The organism is Paenibacillus cookii, assembly GCF_018333375.1.
In the GTDB taxonomy this organism is placed as follows: domain Bacteria; phylum Bacillota; class Bacilli; order Paenibacillales; family Paenibacillaceae; genus Paenibacillus_AQ; species Paenibacillus_AQ cookii.
In genome coordinates, this window is the sequence record NZ_BORW01000014.1 from 47798 (window position 1) to 67698 (window position 19901).

Annotated in this window: 15 protein-coding genes; all 15 read right to left on the reverse strand. The window is 57.0% G+C overall.

The window, feature by feature from the left end; translation table 11 throughout:
- Positions 1-62: 62 nt before the first annotated feature.
- A complete protein-coding gene (gene fba / locus KI367_RS14385; protein WP_036711843.1) occupies positions 63-929 on the reverse strand; it encodes a class II fructose-1,6-bisphosphate aldolase in 867 nt (288 codons plus the stop codon).
- Between the two features lie 75 nt (positions 930-1004).
- Positions 1005-1985 carry an ROK family protein gene (locus KI367_RS14390; protein WP_212950472.1) on the reverse strand — a complete coding sequence of 327 codons (981 nt, stop codon included), beginning with the start codon at positions 1983-1985 and terminating at the stop codon, positions 1005-1007.
- A gap of 42 nt (positions 1986-2027) precedes the next feature.
- Complete coding sequence (locus tag KI367_RS14395; protein WP_212950473.1) at positions 2028-2825, reverse strand: DeoR/GlpR family DNA-binding transcription regulator; 798 nt, start codon at positions 2823-2825, stop codon at positions 2028-2030.
- A 16-nt stretch (positions 2826-2841) separates the two neighbouring features.
- Complete coding sequence (locus tag KI367_RS14400) at positions 2842-3903, reverse strand: SIS domain-containing protein (protein WP_246536928.1); 1062 nt, start codon at positions 3901-3903, stop codon at positions 2842-2844.
- A gap of 141 nt (positions 3904-4044) precedes the next feature.
- Positions 4045-4830 (reverse strand): response regulator transcription factor, encoded by a 786-nt coding sequence (locus KI367_RS14405; protein WP_036711841.1) that lies wholly within the window; start codon positions 4828-4830, stop codon positions 4045-4047.
- Positions 4805-6583, reverse strand: coding sequence for a cache domain-containing sensor histidine kinase (locus KI367_RS14410; RefSeq protein WP_212950476.1), 1779 nt, complete (start codon positions 6581-6583; stop codon positions 4805-4807). The genes KI367_RS14405 and KI367_RS14410 overlap by 26 nt, the downstream gene beginning before the upstream one ends.
- A gap of 393 nt (positions 6584-6976) precedes the next feature.
- On the reverse strand, positions 6977-9961 hold the full coding sequence (locus KI367_RS14415; RefSeq protein WP_212950478.1) for a glycoside hydrolase domain-containing protein: 2985 nt from the start codon (positions 9959-9961) through the stop codon (positions 6977-6979).
- 101 nt (positions 9962-10062) lie between these two features.
- The gene (locus KI367_RS14420) at positions 10063-10953 is read right to left on the reverse strand and encodes a carbohydrate ABC transporter permease (RefSeq protein WP_036711832.1); all 891 of its coding nucleotides are present in this window, start codon (positions 10951-10953) and stop codon (positions 10063-10065) included.
- Positions 10954-10973: 20 nt separating this feature from the next.
- Positions 10974-11939: an ABC transporter permease gene (locus tag KI367_RS14425; protein WP_212950479.1), complete on the reverse strand. Its 966-nt coding sequence runs from the start codon at positions 11937-11939 to the stop codon at positions 10974-10976.
- Entirely contained in the window at positions 11936-13588 is a 1653-nt protein-coding gene (locus KI367_RS14430; RefSeq protein ID WP_212950481.1) for an extracellular solute-binding protein, read from the reverse strand. Before KI367_RS14430 ends, KI367_RS14425 begins: the two co-directional genes overlap by 4 nt.
- 305 nt (positions 13589-13893) lie before the next feature.
- Positions 13894-14586 carry a copper homeostasis protein CutC gene (locus tag KI367_RS14435; RefSeq protein ID WP_212950482.1) on the reverse strand — a complete coding sequence of 231 codons (693 nt, stop codon included), beginning with the start codon at positions 14584-14586 and terminating at the stop codon, positions 13894-13896.
- A complete protein-coding gene (locus tag KI367_RS14440; RefSeq protein WP_212950484.1) occupies positions 14576-16045 on the reverse strand; it encodes a M17 family metallopeptidase in 1470 nt (489 codons plus the stop codon). The genes KI367_RS14435 and KI367_RS14440 overlap by 11 nt, the downstream gene beginning before the upstream one ends.
- A gap of 45 nt (positions 16046-16090) precedes the next feature.
- Positions 16091-17518, reverse strand: a complete 1428-nt coding sequence (gene pepV / locus KI367_RS14445; RefSeq protein WP_212950486.1) for a dipeptidase PepV — start codon at positions 17516-17518, stop codon at positions 16091-16093.
- A gap of 40 nt (positions 17519-17558) precedes the next feature.
- Positions 17559-18557: an asparaginase gene (locus KI367_RS14450; protein ID WP_212950488.1), complete on the reverse strand. Its 999-nt coding sequence runs from the start codon at positions 18555-18557 to the stop codon at positions 17559-17561.
- Positions 18558-18589: 32 nt separating this feature from the next.
- Complete coding sequence (locus KI367_RS14455; RefSeq protein WP_212950489.1) at positions 18590-19774, reverse strand: ROK family transcriptional regulator; 1185 nt, start codon at positions 19772-19774, stop codon at positions 18590-18592.
- Positions 19775-19901 lie beyond the last annotated feature (127 nt).

The following is a 19901-nucleotide window of genomic DNA, read 5'->3' on the forward strand; positions in this document are numbered from 1 at the left end:
GGCACAAAAAAAGCCCCCCGGGATTTTTCCCGAAGAGCTATGGAATCGTTCCTTGCCTCCGATTAACGGAAGTCGCCGGCGCGTCCGGCGCAGCCGCAAAGCTGCATTTTTTCGATGGCCGCTTGTTTCAGCGCTTGTTTGGCCGGAATCATGTATTTACGCGGGTCGTTTTCTTCCGGATTGGCGGCAAATACCGCTTTGATGGCATCCGAAAACACGATGCGAAGTTCGGTCGCCACGTTCATCTTGGCCATGCCGAGGGACACGGCCCGTTTGACCTGCTCCTCCGGAATGCCGGAGCCGCCGTGCAAAACGAGAGGCACGCTGACGACGTCGGCGATGCGTTTGATGCGGTCGAAGTCGATGTTCGGGTCGCCTTTGTAAATGCCGTGCGCCGTCCCGATCGCCGGGGCGAGCGTATGAACGCCCGTACGCTCCACGAACTCGGCGCATTCGGCAGGATCGGCCAGCAGCGCGTCCCGTTCGTCCACGACGATGTCGTCTTCGACCCCGCCCACTTTGCCGAGCTCGGCTTCGACGTTGATGCCGACCGCATTGGCCGCTTCCACCACTTTTTGCGTGATCGCCACGTTGTCTTCGAACGGCGAATGGGAAGCATCGATCATGACCGACGTATAGCCGGCACGGATGCAGCTCATGATGACGGCAAAATCGGAGCAGTGGTCGAGATGGAGCGCGATCGGCACGCTGGCGCGGTTGGCGGCGACGGTCGCGGCTGCGGCGATGTAGTCCGCTCCCAGATGTTTGACCGTACCCACGGTCGATTGCAGAATTAACGGAGACTGGGCCTCTTCGGCCGCTTCGACGACGGCCTGGAGCATTTCGAGCGTATGGACGTTAAAAGCGCCGATGGCGTATTTGTTTTGTCTGGCGGTTTGCAGTAAGGAAGTTGAAGAAACAAGTGCCATGTTCATATTTCCCCTTCGTTTGTATGAATTTCGATGCATGATGGCCGGTTAGAACCGATGCTTGTTTTCCGGATATCAAACGGTTGCGGCATGTCTTTGTTTCGCGTACATGGCGCTTCCGGTGACGCCTGCATCGTCGTTGTTTAAGGCCGGGGCCACCTGAAGGCCCTCCCTGTAATCCGGCAATATCCGGCTGTACAGCTCATTCCGCAGCGGCTCCAGCAGGCGTTCGCCCGCAAGCGCGCCGCCCCCGCCGACGATGATCAGCTCGGGACTGTACAGCGGGACCGCATAGGACAAAGCGCGGCCGAGCAGCGTTCCCGCCTTTTCCATCACGCTGCTGGCGAGCGGATCGCCTTGATCGTAGGCGCGTGAAAGGTCCGCGGCGGACAGTTCCGCGAGCCGCCCCCCCGGATACCATTCCTGCAGGATGGACGCCTCCCCGTCTTGCATCCGCTTTTTCGCCTGGCGCACCATCCCCGAAGCCGATGCATAAGTTTCAAGGCAGCCATGCAACCCGCAAGGACACGGGTCGGAAAGTCCGTCCATCACGATGTGTCCAAGCTCGCCGGCCATGTTCCGGTAGCCGTAGTAGAGCTTGCCGTCATTGACCATAGCCGCGGCGATGCCGGTGCCTACCGTCAGCCCCAGCACATCCTTGAAGCCTTTGCCCGCTCCATGCATCGCTTCGCCGTATACATAAGTACGAACGTCGTTGTCAATGTACACCGGCAGATTCAACCGCGCCTGCAGCCGCTGGGCCGCGGGCAGGTTGCGCCAGCCGAGGTTGCCCGCGAACCGGGCGATCCCTTCTTCCGGATCGACGAATCCCGGCAAGCCGATCCCGGCCGCGGCGACCGAGACGGCAGCTCCCGTCTGGCCGGCAAAACCGACGGCCGCTTCTTCGATCATGGATGCTATTTTTTCCAAAATGGCGTCCGGACCTTGGGAAACCTCCGTGGCCCGTTTGATTCGATGCACGACCTCGCCGGAGGGCGTTACCAAGCCGCATACGATGTTGGTTCCGCCCACATCCACGCCTGCATATATTTCCATTTTCACACCCGCCCTGCATTATTCGATAGATTAATAATGATGTTACCGGGCTTGCGCCACGTAAACCTGAACCTGCTCCGCCTCCAGGCGCGCCCGCGTGTCCTCTCCCGGTTCTTCGTCCGTGATGATCCCGTGAAGGGCCGATAACGGCGCCACCTGGAACAACGAGTTGCGTCCCGATTTGGTATGGTCGAACACCGCGATCGTACGCTCGGTCCGTTTCATCATGATTTTGGCGGTGTTCGCCTCCAGCTCGGAATAGGTGCTGACGCCCTGATCAACGGAAAATCCGTCGATGCCCATGAACATGATATGGATATTCAGCGCTTCAAGCGTCCGCTCGGCCAGCGGCCCGCACAGCTCGAAGTTTTTGCTGCGCAGCATGCCGCCGGTAAGCACCACTTGAATTTCCTCGATCGCGGCCAGCTCCATCGCAATGTTGACGGCATTGGTGACCACGGTAATGTTCCTGCGGCTTTTTAAGGCCCGGGCGATCAGATACGTCGTCGTGCCTCCCGTCAAGCCGATGACGTCCCCCTCTTCGACCAGGGATGCGGCGAGCTGGGCAATGCGTTCTTTTTCCCGATAGAGCTTGTTTTGCTTTTCGTGGAATGGAATCTCCCTCCCGGCAATCAGTCCCGCGGGTTTCGCTCCCCCGCCCATCGTCCGGATGACCTTTCCGGCCTTTTCCAACGCCTCCAGGTCCCGTCTGGCCGTCGCCTCCGAGCAGTCGAATTGCTGGACGACTTCCTGAAGGGATATCGAACCGTTCTCAAGGATGTATTCTAAAATATGCTCCTGACGTTCTTCTTTCGATCCATTCCGTTCTCGCAAAACCATTTCGCTCCTTTATATGTCAGATTTTAACCACTTGGGTCAAATTCCGCGGGCTGTCCGGGTTTCTTCCCTCCCGCAGCGCGGTGTAGTAACCGATATATTGAACCAGCGGCATATTCAGCGCCGCTCTCGCCTCATCGCTGAGCTGCCGGCCGCCCGTGGCAAAGACCAGGTCCGCAAAAGCAGTATCTTCGCCGGCTTCGGCCGTCACGAGAACGACGTGCGCGCCGTATTCTTTCATTTCCTGCGCAACTTTGATTTCATAGGCTCTGGCCGTTTCGGACAGGAACAGGCATACCATCGTGCCCGGCTCCACCACCGATTTCGGACCATGCCGGAATTCCATTGTACCAAAACTTTCCGTCCATACGCAGGACATTTCCTTCAATTTCAGGCAGGCTTCGTGGGCCAGGCCGTTGTATGCGCCCATGCCGAGATAGATGAACTTGTTCAGCTCCGGATGGCCGTCGATCAGCGCTTTGGCTGCCGCATCGCCTTTTTCGACGACGGACTTGCTCAGCTCCATCACTTCCCTCAACTCGGAGAGATGGGCTTCGCTGCCCGCCGCCTTCGCCATCGCCGCCTGGAGCATAAAGGTCATGCTGCTGAACGATTTGGTCATGACGGTGCTTTTTTCGTTGCCGAGCGGGGACAACAGGCACGGCACGTTTTTCGCCATCGTGCTCTCTTCGTGGCAGGTTATGCCGCAGGTCGTCCAGCCGGCCAGTCCTTTGACCGAATCCAGCGCCAAAATCACTTCGGAGGATTCGCCCGAACGGGAGATGCCGACAAGCAGCACTTCCTTTTTCGCGGCGACCGCCTGCTCCCGGAACAGGTAAATTTCCGAGGACGGATGGGCGCTGGCGCTTTTGCCCGTCCATTTGCGGAAGGTGCTGGCCGCAGTTAATGCAAGATAATAAGAGGTTCCCGATCCGATAAAAACGACCTCGTCGAATTTGTCGCTTTTAAAATAGTTGTCAACCCAATCCTGCTGCCGTTCAAGCTGCTCCCAGGCGGCGGCAAGCGCCTCGCTTTGCCCTCCGATTTCCGGATACGTCAGTACGCCAAACTGTTCTGCCAATACGAACACCCCAGTCTTCAAAATGTAATGATAAGTCTTTATGCTGACATTATATTTCACTATAATGAAATTTACAATCATATATTTGATTGATTTTTGCAATATTTACGAAATGAAATGATATCACCGGAAGCTTCCCCTCTACTGCCGCGATTTTTTCCGGAACTCCCCCGGCAGATACCCCGTCATTTCGCGGAATACCTTGAAAAAATATTTCTCGTTCGGATAACCCGACTGGACGGAAATCCACTGGACCGGTTTGTTCGTCTGCCGCAGCAGCTTTTTGGCATGTTCGATCCGCAGCTCGCGCACGTAGTCGTGAAACGTCGTGCCGACGATGTCTTTGAAGCAGCGGCTGAAATAACTGCGGCTCATGTTGACCCGCTGGGCGACGTCGGGCAGCAGTAGTTCGGTTTGGTAATGCTCGCGGATAAAACCTACGGCATTGCGTATGCATTCTTGCACCTCCGCCGAGTAGGAGAACCCGGCTTCCGCATCCGCGTTAGCGGCCCGGAACGGTTCGGGGTCCGCCGCGTTGTTGCCCTTGGCCTCGCGGATCCGACCCGCGATCCGGCTCAGGATGCCGTCCAGCTGCTCCTGCTCCAATTCGATTTTCGTGATGTAATCCACCGCCCCAAGCCGAAGCGCTTCCTGGATCAAAGCAAAATCATGATGAAACGTAAGCACCACCATGAACGTCCCGGGATATTTTTCTTTGACTTCCCTCATCAGTTCTAGCCCCGACATGACGGGCATCGCCAAATCCGTGATCAGGAGATCCACTTTCGTGTTTTCCAGCAGCTCCAGCGCCTTTTCGCCGTTACCCGCTTCTCCCGCGACCGTAAACCCGTATTTTTGCCATGGCATAATTCCGATAAAACCTTTTCTCACCAAATGGTCGTCATCCACAACCAGCACGCTTGTCATCGGCAGCATCTCCTTTATCTTTAATCGGTATCGTCAGCATGACCGTCGTCGAAACGCCGGGAGTGCTTTCGATGGAAAAAAGGGCCCCGCCGCCGTAATGGCTTTTCAGCATGCGCACCACGTACTGCAGCCCGATGCCCATCCCCACCTTCCCCGCTTCCGGGCGGCCTTCGATGAAACTGCGGATCGTCTCTTCATCCATGCCCCTGCCGTTGTCTTTGACGGCAATTTCGAGCAGTCGTCCCGTTTCCGCTTCGCGAATTTCCACTTCGATGACGCCGTCCCCGTCGAGGCCGTGGTACAGGGCATTTTCCACGAGCGGCTGCAAAATAAAACGCGGTATGGGCAAATCCAGAACCTCCGCCTCCACGTCGATATGAACGTCGATGCGCACGTTGTACCGGACTTCCTGCAGGGAAATGTAGCTCCGGATGGCCTCCAGCTCGGCCCGGACGGTCGGTTCGCCGTTTTTGCCCAAATTGTAGTACAGCAGCTTGTTCAGCGTGGACACCAGCCGGTCGATCTCCGCATGCCCTTCGCCTCTGGCGATCCAGCGGATCGTATCGAGCGTATTATGGATGAAATGCGGATTGATCCGGTTCATCAGCTTCTCCAGCTCAAGCGCGGACTTTTCCCGTTCGCTCCGTTCGATATCTTCGATCAGACCCGAAATGCGGGCGCGCATATGGTTCAGCTGCTCATGGATCATGTCGAACTCCAAATTGCCGGGGCGGCTCGCCGGTTTGGCCGGCCTTTGATGCTTCACGTCCCGAATTTCGCGGACCAACCCCCGCAGCGGATCGTAAATCATGCGCCAGGTAACCAGGGAAAACAAAACGCTGATAAAAATGGCCGCGACGACGGTGCCCGTAAATTTGCCGATCCATTTGTTCACTTCATGCTCATACGAGGACTTGGAGATGACCGTTACGACCCGCCAGCCTTGGTTGCTTGGTTCCGAAAAAGCGTAATATCCGTTCACCGGCGTTTTCTCTTGCCGAATGTCCGGGAAAAGCCCCCCTTCCGGAAACGCATCTTCCGCTTCCGTAAAGGCAATCCGTCCTTTGGCGTCCACGATTAAATGCTCGTACCCCTGGGATTTCTCCTGATTCCGGATCAGCGCCTCCACCCATTTGTAATTCGTTTCGATATAGACGTAAATATCGTCCCTTTCCTTCAAATCCACCTTGCGGACCGCCGAAAACACGAGATGTCCGTCAAGCGGATTAAAGGACTTGTGGGGACCGTAATACGTGATCCGGTTGGCCTGAAGCAAAAGCGGCAGCTTGTTCAGCGAAAACGACGGATCCGCCATGTAATTTTCGAAAAACCGCTCGTTCGTTTCGGCCGAAAAATAAAAGATCATGCCAAGGTTCGGATTCGTGAAGCCGATGACGCCTAGCTCCCGTTTGATTTCATCCTGCAGCGCCTTTTTGCCGTAAGCATTCGCCTGCAAATACCTTTCGACGTCCTGGCCTACCTTCCCCTCGAACGCCAGCTGCTGGGAGACGTGGTTCATTTGGGAAAAGGTGTTGTCGAGCGACATTCGCACCTCATGCAAATGGCTGATCACGCTTGCCTGGGTTTTGTTTTCAAGCAAAGACAACATCGAATAATAGGTAATGCTGCCAAGGATGGCGAGCGGGAGCAGGGACGTCAGCGACAAAATGATGAGCAGCCGGTTTTTGAGCGAATAGGGCAGCTTGAACCGATGCTTGAACCGATGATACAGGGGCCGTTTTCGTTTCTCCATGCCATCCTCCCGAACCCGTTTTTGAACATATTTTTGTATCCGCTTACAAAAAGTGATATGAATTTGATTATAGGTACCCTGGCAGCAGGCGGCAAGGCAAAACAGGGACGATTTTCGCTTGAAACCGCGCCGTTTCCTTCATTATATCCCGGCGAAAATCCTGCAAAGTCACAATTTTGCTTCTTGCTTGTTGCATTTTGTGCCGAAACGGCGGCCAACGGGAGACGAATGTGGACCATCCGTGGACGAAAGCGGACTTTCCGCTCCGGAAAAAGGGTACCTCCAGACCGGAACCGGCCTTGAGATACCCTTCTGCCCGGGTATAAAGCTTCATGAAAATCGGCCGATCCCGCCCGCCGATTCAAAAGGAAGTGACGCCGATAATCCTTCCATTTACCGCCCCGTCACCTGCACATCCAGCTCGCCGCGATCCGGAAGCTGGTACAGCTCCAGCTCATAAAGCGCGTACATGTTCCATGTTCGGTAGTCGGCATCGTTGATTTGAATCCGCAGCTTTTTGACCTCCGAAACGGCCGGAATCGCCGCAAACGTCTTTTCCATCACGTTGTCGTCTTTATCGCTCCTCCATTGGATCGGAACATGCCGGGCGACGGTATCGAAGTTCACGCCGTCCGTGGATACCTGCACGTCGATATCGGTGATGCCCTGCAGCAGGCCCGAGGTGGTTGCCATGACGATCGCGTTAAACGATTGCGGCTGATCCCAGGTCATGACGATGTCATGCGGGAACGGGTGGGTGTCGTTATACCCTTGGGGGCTCGCAAACATCGTGCCGTAATCGCCGTCGGCCATCTTGAGCGGGCCGTAGGTCACGCCTTGATCGCCGGTCCGCGTTGCGGTCGCGGTCACCTGCGCGCTGCTTCTGGCCTTGTTGCTGCCGGGTTCGTTTAAGGCACCTTTGATAAAATGGAGCGTGTATTCCTGCGTGGTTCGGCCGTCGGATGCCGTGGATACGATCGTCATGCGGCTTATGCCTTCCGGAACGACGGCAGTCGCCGCTTCGCCGCGGGCAACGGTCCGGCCGTTCACCGACATCGTGCCGTTTTCGTCCGTTTGCGTTGGCCGGACCGTCACGGCCCCCACCCCGTCAGGCAGCGGGAGATGATATTCTCTGACGGTGGCGTCGAAGCGAAACGACGGCAGCTGACCGATCGCGATATTGCTGAGAGAGGCGTCGTACGCTTGTTGTCCTTCCGCCATGTACACGCGGAAGGCGTCCAAATACAGGCCCTTGTTTTCCATGTTGACGACCTTGATCTTATGCCTGCCCGGCGTCAGATCGCGTTTGGCATAAATCGTGAAATAATCATGCTGCACCTTTTCGTATGCGTCCGCGATGACCGGCTCCGCACCGTCGATCGAAATCGCCATTTTGCCGGAAGCTTCGTTTTTCTCGACGACGACATCGATCCCTTGGCCTTCAAACGCGTATTCCACCGCATCGTTTGCCGTTTCGGTTACCCGCACGCCGCCTTGGTGGGCGTACTGCCGGCTTTTGTCATACCAGGTGCCCGAATAGTTCAAATCCCCGCTTGCGTTGTCGGCCATGTACGTCAGCGGCAGCTGCTGTCCGTCGTACGGGCTGCCCGGGGCCGGTACGTCTCCAACCTGTTCGCCCGCCGCTGCCCGGACCATGTAGTCATGGAGCGCCTTGACGTATTCCGGCGAGAGCGTATACTTCCTTGCATCCGCCGGGCTAATCGCGCTGTCGACGATTTGCTGCGCCAGCTCCGGGCGTTTGTTTTGAATTTTGCGCAGCAGCTCGTATTCTTCGAGGCCGTCCCTCTGCGCCTCATAACGGATGGAGCTTTTGACCGTCATGTTTTTCTTGTCCGGATAAACGATGGTCGAATCCCCGTACCAGCTGCCGACGTACCACGCGTTCCAAGCCCAGTGCAGATGCCCCTCCACGCCATGCTGGAACAGGTTCCAATACAGCAGTCTGCCCGTCAGCGTCGGCTGCGTCCAGAAGCGGTTCAGCCAAGGCGGCTGGTTGACCTCGCAGGTATACACCCACAAATCGCTGCCGGACGCTTGCTCAGCTTTGTACTGAGCCTCTTTTTCCTGGAACGCGGGCGTCAGGGGCACCCATACGTCGACGTAAGGTTTCGTTTTATCATTTAATAGAATCCCGTGCGGATCGGCATCCATCGTTTTAAAGTCCGGGACGATGGCTTTCACTTTTTTCGCGACGTACGTCCAGTAATGGGTTGCATTATCGTCGATCGGCTCATCCCGGATGTGCTGGTACCAGGTAAAGCCGTTTTCGCTCGTCCAGCCTTTTTCCTGCAAATGGTCATGCAAGGCGGTGAGATAGTTGTTCAAAAAAGCGTCGGTCTGCGGCAGCGCGTCCGGCAGCTTTTCGTTCCAGGAAGGATCGGGCTTTTCGTCCGCCGGCATATAGTTCAGGATGTGGATCAGATGGGCGTTCGCGAAGTTTCGCATCCCTTTGTCGATGAAAATTTGCATGTACCTGTCAAACAGCGACCAATCGAGATCGTCCGGCACGCCGCTTAGAAATTCGGAAAGATTCGTTCCCGTTTCCTTCAAGAACAAATCCGTCCGGACCCAGATCATGTTCTGCCGGTAATCCGTCATCACCTGCGCGAAATTGTCCATCAGCTTAAACCATTTGTCGCTGTAGGTCTCCACGCCGTAATAGTACTTTCCGACGTCGTACGCGTCCGACGAGGCGTCGCCGAACTGCATGCCGTCCCATGTAAAGCCGTTGGTCATCGCCCAGATGTAATTAATGAACCGGGTATCCGAGGTTTGCGGAATTTCTACGTCGGCGACCTCCACCTGCAGCGGGATGCGGTAATCTCCGCGATTCGTTTTGACCGTCACGCTGCCTTCGTAAACGCCGGGCTCGGTCGATGAAGGCACGTAGGTCGTGATCCATATCGGCTGCGTCGAGTCGGCGGCTACCTTCATCGACTTTTCGTTCGACAACGGGTCCGGGATGTCCGACAGGGGATAGATCGGATCGCCTACCCGTTCGGGAAAAAAGATGTTCGGCTGAACCGTGTCCGGCAGCCCGTATTCGGCAAAATGGTACTTCAGGTTGCTGCTTGCGATGGACTTGCGTCCGCCGGATACGAGGTTTGAAAATTCAACTTTCGTGATTTTAAAATCGGACGCCCCGCGGACGGCGATCTGGGCGTTTTCGTATTCGTTTTTGGCCGACACGATGCGGATGCCCGTTTCCGGATGTTGCGGCAGCGTGCTGGTGCGGTATACGGTTTTGAGCGCATTGACGACCCATACGTCAAGACCCGGTGGGGCCGCCTCCGAAACGGGTGCCGCGGACAGCAGCAGAAGAAGGGCAAGCATCAACGACGGTATTTTTTTTCGCACGGTACATCATCGCCTCCATGATTTGATTGCAAATCATTTCTCGCCTGTTATGACATGACGCCACCATAATATTCGGCAAAGCAGGTCAAAGCTGCTTCGCCCTACTCCTTCACCGACCCGAGCAAAATGCCCTGGATGAAATATTTTTGCAGAAACGGGTACACGACGAGCACCGGAACGACGGCCACGACGATTTTGGCCGCGTTCAGCGTCTGGTCCGACAGCTGCCTCATCAGCTCGTATTTGTTCGGGTCCGAGGCCATCGTGCTGATGCTCATTTGAACGACCAGCTGCTGGATGTAAGTCTGGAGCGGATAATGCTCCACGCTTCGCATAAAGATCATGCCGTCGAAAAACGAATTCCAATGTCCGACGATGCTGAACAAGGTAACGGTCGCAATCGAAGGCAGCGACAAAGGGATGTACACCCGAAACAGCATGTACCAAGGACCCGCCCCGTCCATGCTTCCGGCTTCGTTCAGCTCCTTCGGAATGCCGCGGAAAAAATTCATGAGCAAAATCACGTTGAATACCGGCACCGCGGACGGCAGTACCAAGGCCCAGATCGAATCGAAGAGCCCGAGGCTTTTCACCAAAATGTAAAGGGGGATGACGCCGCCGCTGAACAGCATCGTAAATATCAGGAACCACATGTAGGCGTTGCGGCCGCCAAACTGCTCGCTGGTCCGGGACAGCGGATAGGCCATAAGCACCGTCATCAAAAAGTTGATCGCCCCGCCCAGCAGCACCCGTTCAACCGACACCATAAAGGAATGGAGAAATTTCGAATCGGCCACGATCTGCTTATACGCGTACAGATTGAAGCCTTTCGGCCAAAACGATACGGCTCCTGCTGCGGCGTAAGCCTTATGGCTGAAGGACACCGCTACCGTATGGACGATGGGCGCAATGGACGTCAAAGCGATCAGCACCATGACGACGATTAACAGGGCGTACCAAATTTTGGCCGATATCGTTTGGCTGCGTACCATGAGCTTCACCTCCTTCCCGGTTAGAAAATCCGGTAATTCGCATACTTGTACGCGAGCGAGTAGGAAAAAATGATCAGGACGAACGCGATGACCGATTTCATCAGCCCGATGGCCGTCGCGAACCCGTATTGGCCGTCCAGAATGCCCGCCCGGTACACGTAGGTGTCGATCACGTCGGAGGATTCATAGACGATCGGGGAATACATGTTGAAAATCTGGTCGAAGCCGGCGTTCAAAATATTGCCGATGGCCAGCGTCGCCAGCAAAATGATCGTCGCCCGAAGCAGCGGCAGCGTGATCAGGCGGGTTTGCTTCCGCCAACCGGCGCCGTCGATGGATGCCGCCTCGTACAGGTGGGGATCGATGCCTGCCAGCGCGGCCAAATAAATGATCGTGTTGAACCCGAATTCCTTCCACACGTCGCTGCCGATCAGAATGTACGGGAACACGCGGTTGTCCCCCAAAAATTGGATCGGGCCGATTCCGAAAACCTCCAGCATCCGGTTGACGATCCCGTCGGTCAGGAGCAGCTCCGAGAAAATTCCCGCCAAAATGACCCAGGACAAAAAATGCGGCAGGTAAACGATCGTCTGCACCGTCCGTTTAAACGCACGCTGCCGGACTTCGTTCAGCAGGACGGCAAACACAAGCGGCACGATCAGGTTGGCGACGATTTTGGATATGGCGAGAAACAGCGTATTCCGGATAATGACCTTGCTGTCGCTCAATTCGAAAAAATAGGTAACGTTTTCGAGCCCGACCCACGGGGATCCGAAAATCCCCTTGCTGATTTTGTAATCCTGAAAAGCCATCAGCAGGCCGAACATCGGGATGATGGAGAAAATAAGGAGCAGGATGATGCCGGGCATGAGCATCAAGTGGTAATGCGCCTGGAACGGTTTTTTGCTCTTCTTGCCCGGCCTTGTCTCGGAAAGCTCCGTTTGCGGCCGAACCGGAAGGCGGGTTTGCTCGGCTTTTCCCGTCATTTCTGAACGGCCTCTTGAACTTCTTTCATGATCTGCTCTCCGCCCTGCGCCTTCCAATCGGCCACGAATGAATCAAATGCATCGAGCGGCAGCTCGCCGAGGACGATTTTGAAATAGGTTTCGTTTTCCAGCTTCTGCAGGTTGCTCCAGCGTTTCTCCATCGTTTTCGTCGTGGCCGTATACAGCGAATACACCTCGTTGAACTTTACGTCCGCCATCGGCTGCCCGCCGACCAAATACGCATAAGGAGGGCCCCATTCGCCGATATTCGCTTTCGGGTCGGCTTTATATTTGTTCCAGCGCTCCAGATGGCCCTGCATCTCCGGAGACAGCTGGTCCGGCGTCAGCTTGCCTTCGATCGCGCCTTTGATCATTTCATGTTTTTTCAGCACCGCGTCGGGATCGCCGATGTTCAAATCGATCGGGCGCAGGCTGACATAGGTTTGGTCCAGCTTTTTATCGTCGGGCGTCGGCGTTTGCAGGAAACGGGTATTGTAGTTGAAATACGTCATGACCGCTTCCGGGTGCTTGAAGCCTTTTTTCACCACGAGGAAGCTGCTGCTCGGAGGCACGACGGTCGCATTGTACTGCCCATGGCCGTCGGCGATCGCGTAGGCTCTCCAATCGGCCTTCGGATCGGACATCATGGCGTTTGTCAAGGTGCCGAACGGCATGTACCACGGCCCGAAAAAGATGCCGCTTTTCCCGCCGACCACCAGCTCGTCGGGATTTTTGCGGAGCGCGAAGTCCTTGTCGATCAGCCCCTTTTTGTACCATTCCGCCAGCTTGCCGAGCGCCTTCTTGGCTTCCGGCGTGGTGGAGCCGTATACGACGTTGCCCGAGCCGTCCTTCAGCCAAATGCTTGGATAAGCGCCAAAAGCATTAAACAGCGCCTTGAAATCATAGTTCCAGCCGTAATCGGTCGTGACGACCCCGTTGTTGCCGGGCAGCCCGATCGTGTCGTTTTTGCCGTTGCCGTCCGGATCGCGGGTAATAAACGCCTCGGCGATCTTTTCCACGTCGTCCACCGTCTTCGGAGGCTGCAGGCCCAGCTTGTCGAGCCAGTCTTTCCGCACCCAGATCTCCTGGAAGGAATCTCCCTTCGGCACGATGTTCGGTATGGCCAGCAGCTTGCCGTCAATCGTCGCTTTGTCGAGGGACAAGCCGTCGTTCAGCTCATAGATTTGCTTGACCTGATCGGACGCATAAGTTTGGAATACGTCGGTCAAATCCTCAAGCTGATCGGCGTCAGCCAATTCCAGAAACGTCCGTTCGTCCACGACCATCGCATCGGGCAGATCGTTGCTGGCCACCGCCAGCTTCAGTTTTTGCGTGTAATCGTCGCCCGAGGCGTACCACATATACTTGAACTTCACGTTCGTTTTTTCGGTGAAATGGCGGGTGTACATATTGTCTTCGATCGTGTCCCCCTGCGGGATTCTTTCGTTCGGCGACACCGCTTTGATCGTGCTCACCTCGACGAGCTCCGGCAGCCGGAACGGATCGATTGCCGTTTCCGTTTTCGCTTCGGGCGGTTTGCCGGGGGCCCCGCTTTCCTCTGCCGTTTCCTTCTTGCCCGACGTGCAGGCCGACAGCAAAAGCATCACGGCGGCCAGCAGCACCAGCGCCGACTTCCCCTTTTTATTCATTAGCTTTCCTCGCTTTCCTGTAGGATTGATTCTAATGATACAAGGCGGATGGGCCGGCAGAGTCAGTTTCCCGCTTCAAATGGGTGCCGGTTGATCTTTAAAATAGCGCTTACATCATACGAATGTGCACTTCATGAGGATAAAAAGTGACCCCGGGTTGAGGGGATCTAAGATGGCGGGCGGCAAAAAAAGGATGCGCAAGCCGCCATGCGGTCTTGCTGCATCCTTCGTGGAATTCCTTATGATTCGCCATACGCGCTGCAGTGCGGCCGGGTCTGGCCGGCGGCGCATCCCCTCTTTTGCCCCTATTCGAACCCGCGCAGGATAGCCTGCGCCGCTTGTACCCGTGACGGCTCCACGGGCTTCAGGTGATCTCCGTCCCTGCGCAGGGCCGATCCGAAATGGACCTCCGGAACGTCCGTTGCCTCGATGAACTCCTGCAGCACCGGCACGGAAAGCCCGTATCCGGCGAGAATCGCGGTTCCCGTTCCGCGGGACGCCTCGACGAGCCGCTTGATTTGCGGCGCGGACTTCGGCGCCGGCAGCGGGCCGCCGGACGTCAAAATGCGGTTGATTTGCGGATAACCGGCAATCACCTGAAACGCGGACAGCTGATCCTCGATCTCGTCAAAAGCGCGATGAAACGTCACGTTTAAGCCTTCGGCGTCCTGAAGGAGATATTCCAGCGCTGCCGTGTCCACCTTTCCGTCCCCGGTCAGGGTGCCGACCACGATGCCGGCCGCGCCGCTTGCCTTGATGAAAGCAATGTCTTCCTTCATCGTTTGGAGATCATATTCGTCGTACACGAACGACTGGCTGTGGGGGCGGACCATGACATGAACCGGAATGCTCACCCGGCGCACGACTTCCCGGATCAACCCCGGTCCCGGGGTTAACCCGCCTTCCAAAATGCCGGTAACGAGTTCGATCCGGTCGGCCCCGCCTTGTGCCGCAAGGAGCGCATCCGTCAAAGTCGTGGCAATGACCTCAAGCTTCATCGGGAAGTCCCTCCTTCGCCGTTCCCGCCGCGGCCCTCTCGCACACGAAATCGGCAAGCAGCCTTACGCCGTAGCCCGTCGCTCCCGTCACTTTGTATCCGCGCGAGCTGGGAACTTGAACGGTGTTCGCCATGTCGATATGGCACCAACGCGCTTTCCCGTCCACGAAACGGCGCAGGAACAACGCCGCCATATTCGCGCCGCCGTACGGACTTGACGCCAGATTGGCCATATCGGCATAAGGGCTGCCGAGAAGCTCTTCGTCTTCGTCCACCAGCGGCAGCCGCCAGATCCGGTCCCCGTTGCGGTCGCCGATACGCATCAGCTGACCGGTGTATTCGTCGTCCCCCCATACGCCGGCAACTTTCAGGCCCAGCGCGTGGCCGACCGCTCCCGTCAGCGTCGCCACGTCGATGATATGCCGGGCGCCGCAGCGGAGGGCATGAAGAATCCCGTCGGCCAAAATCAGCCTGCCTTCGGCGTCCGTATTGACGACCTGCACGGACAGGCCATTCGGGTATCGGATGACGTCGGACGGCAGGAACGCGCCTCCGTCCGGCACGTTGTCGGCGATCGGAACGATGGCCGTGATGCGGGCCTTTACCTCAAGGCGCGTCAGCAGATCCATCGCGCCGATCACCGCGGCCGCGCCGCCCATGTCAAAGCGGGCGTCGCTTAAATCGCGGGCATCCTTCAGGTTCATGCCGCCCATGTCGAACGTGATGCCTTTGCCGACGAGGGCCAGATGTTCCGCATGCGGATCCCCTTCGTAGCTGATTTCCACCATCGCGGGCGGATGCTTGCTGCCGGCGCCCACGGCCAAAAGCCCGTTCATCTGCCGCTGCTTCAGCTCCTCCCCTTGATAGACGGTAAGCTTGACGTTCCGGCCGGCAAAAACCTGCCGGATCCGGGCCACGAAAGCGGAAGGGTTCAAATCGCTTGCCGCTTCGTTGCACAAATCGCGGGCAAGCGCGGTCGATTCGGCGCGCATGCGTCCAAGCTCCGCCGCCGGTCCGTCCTCCGGTCTGCTTTCCGGGCTTATCCGAACCCGTTGGATCGGCTTCGGTTTGGCACTCCCTTTGTATTTGTTGAACGTATACGTTCCGAGCTGCCAGCCTTCCGTCCAGGCCGTGATCGCTTCCGTCGGCCACGCTTCGGAGCCGAACAGGTCCATGAAACCGTCCGGGTTCAGCTCCGCCGTCGTCCTGCCGATGTCCTGCATCGCCCGGCCCGCGTTACCCGCAGCCTCGCGCAATATTTCCATGCTGAAACGCTCCCGGGCTCCGAGGCCAATGACTAAGATATCCTGCTCTCCGGCATGGCGCCCGTAAAACCAGGTCTGCCCGCCGCGCTCCTTCATTTTGGCCGAAAGCGGAAGCGAAGGGGCGTATTCGCCATCGCTGAATACTAGTTCGATCATGACTTCCGCTTGGGCATGTGTCCCCGTATTGATCTCCATTATCCATGCATCCCTTTGCAAAAAGATTTGTGCTTAGCAGCCTGTTTAAATCTCCAAGTTTCCAAGTTCGTTTAAGGTGCGCGCGTATATCGCCGTGCATCGCAGCAGCAGCTCGATCTCCATGTATTCGTTCGGCTGATGGGCCGTGGATTCCATCCCCGGAAACAGCGGACCGAACGCGACGCCCATCGGGAAATGGGCCGCATAGGTGCCGCCGCCCGTCGACAGCAGGTTCGCCCGCTGGCCGGTTTCGGCCTCGTAAACCGCCTGCATGGCCTGGATCATCGGATGGTCCCCCGGCACATGGTGCGGCTTTTTCAAGCTTGGGGGCTCCATGGCCAGGCGGTGCTCCTCCAGCTTCACCGATATGCGCTTCAAAATCTCCTCATAGCTGCCGCAGACCGGAAAACGCAAATTGATATGAAAAAACGTTTCTCCCCTCGGATCAAACTGCAAAATGCCGCTGTTGACGGTCAGTTTCCCGCTGAGTTCATCCTCCATCGCAATGCCCAGGGCGCGCCCGTGCACATCGTCGAATAAAAGCGTATCGACGGTATGCAGGTAATGTCCTGCGCTTTCGCCCCATGAATAGTTTTTCAGGAAATGAATCAGCGCAAGCCCCGCATTCATCCCTAACTCGGGCTCCATCCCATGCGCGGCTTTTCCCGCCATATGCAGCCTGATGGCCTGCTCCCCGGTTTCGACTCCGCCTTTATACCCGTGATCGTTGCAATATGCCCGATACGCCTGCCCCAAGGCTTGGAGGGCTCCCTCTTCACCCGCAACGACCGCCTCGGCCGCTTCCGGAACCATGTTGGCGACGACGCCGGACCGGAACGAAAGCAGCTCGTACTCCCCCTTCGCATCCGGCGTTTCCGGCTCCTGCGGGAACAGGAATCGGGTATTGATCTGCCCTTTTTCGGCGCTGACGATCGGAAAATCGGCGTCCGGCGTAAAACCGAATGCGGGCATCGGCTCCAGCTCCTTGTATTTCTCCATGCATCGGTGCGTTTTTTCCTCGTCCGTGCCGAAAATGAGACGGATCCGGTTCCTGAGCGGCAAGCCGAGATCCTTGACGATTTTTAGCGCATAAAAAGAAGCCATCGCCGGCCCTTTATCGTCGATCGCCCCGCGCGCAAAAATTTTGCAGTCGCGCACGTCGGGCTCGAAAGGAGGCGTCGTCCATTCGCCGGACACGGGCACGACGTCGAGATGGCTCAACACCGCGATGTAATGCTCGGCATCCTCCGGGCCATATTCGGCGTAGCCGACATATCCGTCCAGGTTCCTCACGCGGAAGCCCTCGGCAGCGCACAGGTCCAGCATAAACCGGAGCGCCTCCCCGATTCCCCTGCCCATCGGCTGCCCGGGAGCCGCCGTTTCGGCGTCGTAGACGCTCGGAATCGCCAGCAGCCCTTGCAAATCGTGCAGGATCGCCGCTTTCCGGCCGGACGCTTCCTGATACCAATCCATGATTTTCAACCCCTTCTTACCGACCCGTGACCGATCGATTTTAGAATGCAAAAGAAGCTTTCCGCTCGCCGACGAGGACGTGATTGTCGTTTTTGATTTCTTTCGGCACCACCGCGTACAATCTGTCGATCGTCTCCCGGTTGCCGTAGCCGATTTGCTCCAAAATGGATGCGACGATGATCGGCCACGGCGTTTCCGAACCGTCGATGACTTTCAGCGCAAAGGCCATGCGTTCCCGGATCAGCGAAAAACAGTAGACGCCCTTGGCTCCGCCTTTGGCGACGATATTCGGATCGCGCAGCAGCTCGGAACAGATGAAATTGTGGCTGGCGATGCTGTCCGGCGCATCGTGCATATACGCCGTCATCCGTTTAACGGCCTCGCGGGTGGCTGCATCCGGGATCAGGTCCGGGCAGGCCAGCTTAAGATACGCTTTGGCGATATGCTTCAGCGGCAGCGCAAAAATCGGGAACCCGCAGCCGTCGACGCCGACCTCGATCCGATCGGCCGGGTATTCCGCCATATCCGCGAGCGTCTGCAAAATTTCCTGCTGAATCGGATGGGACGGCTGCCAGTACGTTTCGGTGTCGTATCCCGACTCCCGCGCCGCGGCAATGATGCCGAAATGTTTGCCGGAGCAATTGTGGTAGATCCTTCTTGGCGCCTTTCCCTCGCGCATGCAGGCGAACTTCGGCTCGTCGTTCAGCGGATACGTAGGGCAGGTCAGCAGTTGTTCCTCGGCCAATCCGATTTTGCGCATGATCGACTCCAAAGCTTCGATATGATAAGCTTCGCCCCGGTGGGACGCGGCGAACATCGCCGCCTCGGCGGCGGTCAGGCCGTATTTTTCCGCGATGTTCCGTTTCATGACGGGAATGGCCTGGAACGGCTTCGCCGCGGAGCGCAAGTAAGTGACGTGCTCGGCGCTGCCGATCTCGTGAACGACCTCCCCTTTGTCATTGACGCCGCACAAGACGCCCAGATGAACGTTTTCGAGCACGCCGGCGCGGTATTCTTCCACTAATGGTTTGAAGTACATGTTGGTTCCTCCGTTTTTGGATTGGATTGTTCCTAGTTTTGCTCCATCTGCTCGATTTGGCTGGCGATGTCCAGGAAACGGCCTTGCGCAAGCAGGCCCGATCCGATGATGACGCCGTCCTGTTCGAAAGCGGAATAGGCGATGCGGAACGTGCCGCGCAGCGGCTCCCATACGTATTCGCTCATGCATTTTTCGGCGATGAACGCCCTGACTTCCGGATAACGCTCGACAAGCTTGCCGGTGAGGATGACCGTATCCGGATTGTACATGCAGGCGACGTTGCCGATCGTGACCGCGATAAAAGCCATCGCCCGGTCCACAATGTCCGCGGCCCACCTCTCTCCGTCCCGCCTTGCCTGAAACAGCTCATCCAAGGATGCGACCGGCTTGACTCGGGACGCCTGTTCGATGAGCGCGGCTTCGGCGATATAAGTCTGCAAACATCCTTTTTTGCCGCAATCGCATCGCAGGCCGCCCGGGTCGACGACGGTATGGCCGACCTCTCCCGCGCTGTTGGACTCGCCCCGGTAAATGTCCCCGTCGATGATCAGCGAGGAACCGACGCCGCTGCCGAAACCGATCAACACCGACCGCTTCGATCCTTTGGCCGCCCCATACATATGCTCCGCGAGCGACTTGACCTTCAGTTCGTTGTCCACCGCCGCCGCAAGTCCGGTGCGCTCCTTCAGCAGCCCGGCGATATCGGCCTGCTTCCAGCCCAGCTGGGCCGACAGCACGGCCTTTCCTCCGGCATGATCGATGATCCCCGGCAGCCCTACGCCGATGCCGACGATTCTCCGGCGGTCCAGACGCTCATCGTCGATCAAGGCGTTGATCCCTGCCGCAATGCTGCCCAGCGTCGCTTCGGAGCTCTCCTCTGCGTTTCTGGCGATGCTTTTGCCCCCGATCACGCTCCCGTCCAAATCGACGGCGCCGATCCGGATGGCCGTTTTGTCGATTTCCACGCCGACCGATAACACCGACTTCGGATTGACCTTCAGCAAAATCGCTTTGCGGCCGACGCTCGTCGTCTCCTGCTCGATTTCGTGCATGAAATCGAGGTGGTCCAGTTCGGCGACGATCCGGCTGACCGTTGTCGGGCTCATGCCCGTCAATCGGGCGATCTCCGCCCGCGACAAGGGCGAATGGTTTTTGATGATTTCGAATACGGTCGTCCTGTTTTTTCTTTTGATAAAATCCTGGTCATGCTTTTGCATGGACGGACTGCTCCTTACCTTAATTAATTTCTCCAGTGGTGTTATTAATTGAACTTTAAAAGGTTTGCCTAAAGCTGTCAATCCTTTTTACACAAACTAGTTCTTGAAAATTTTCATGAAAAATAGA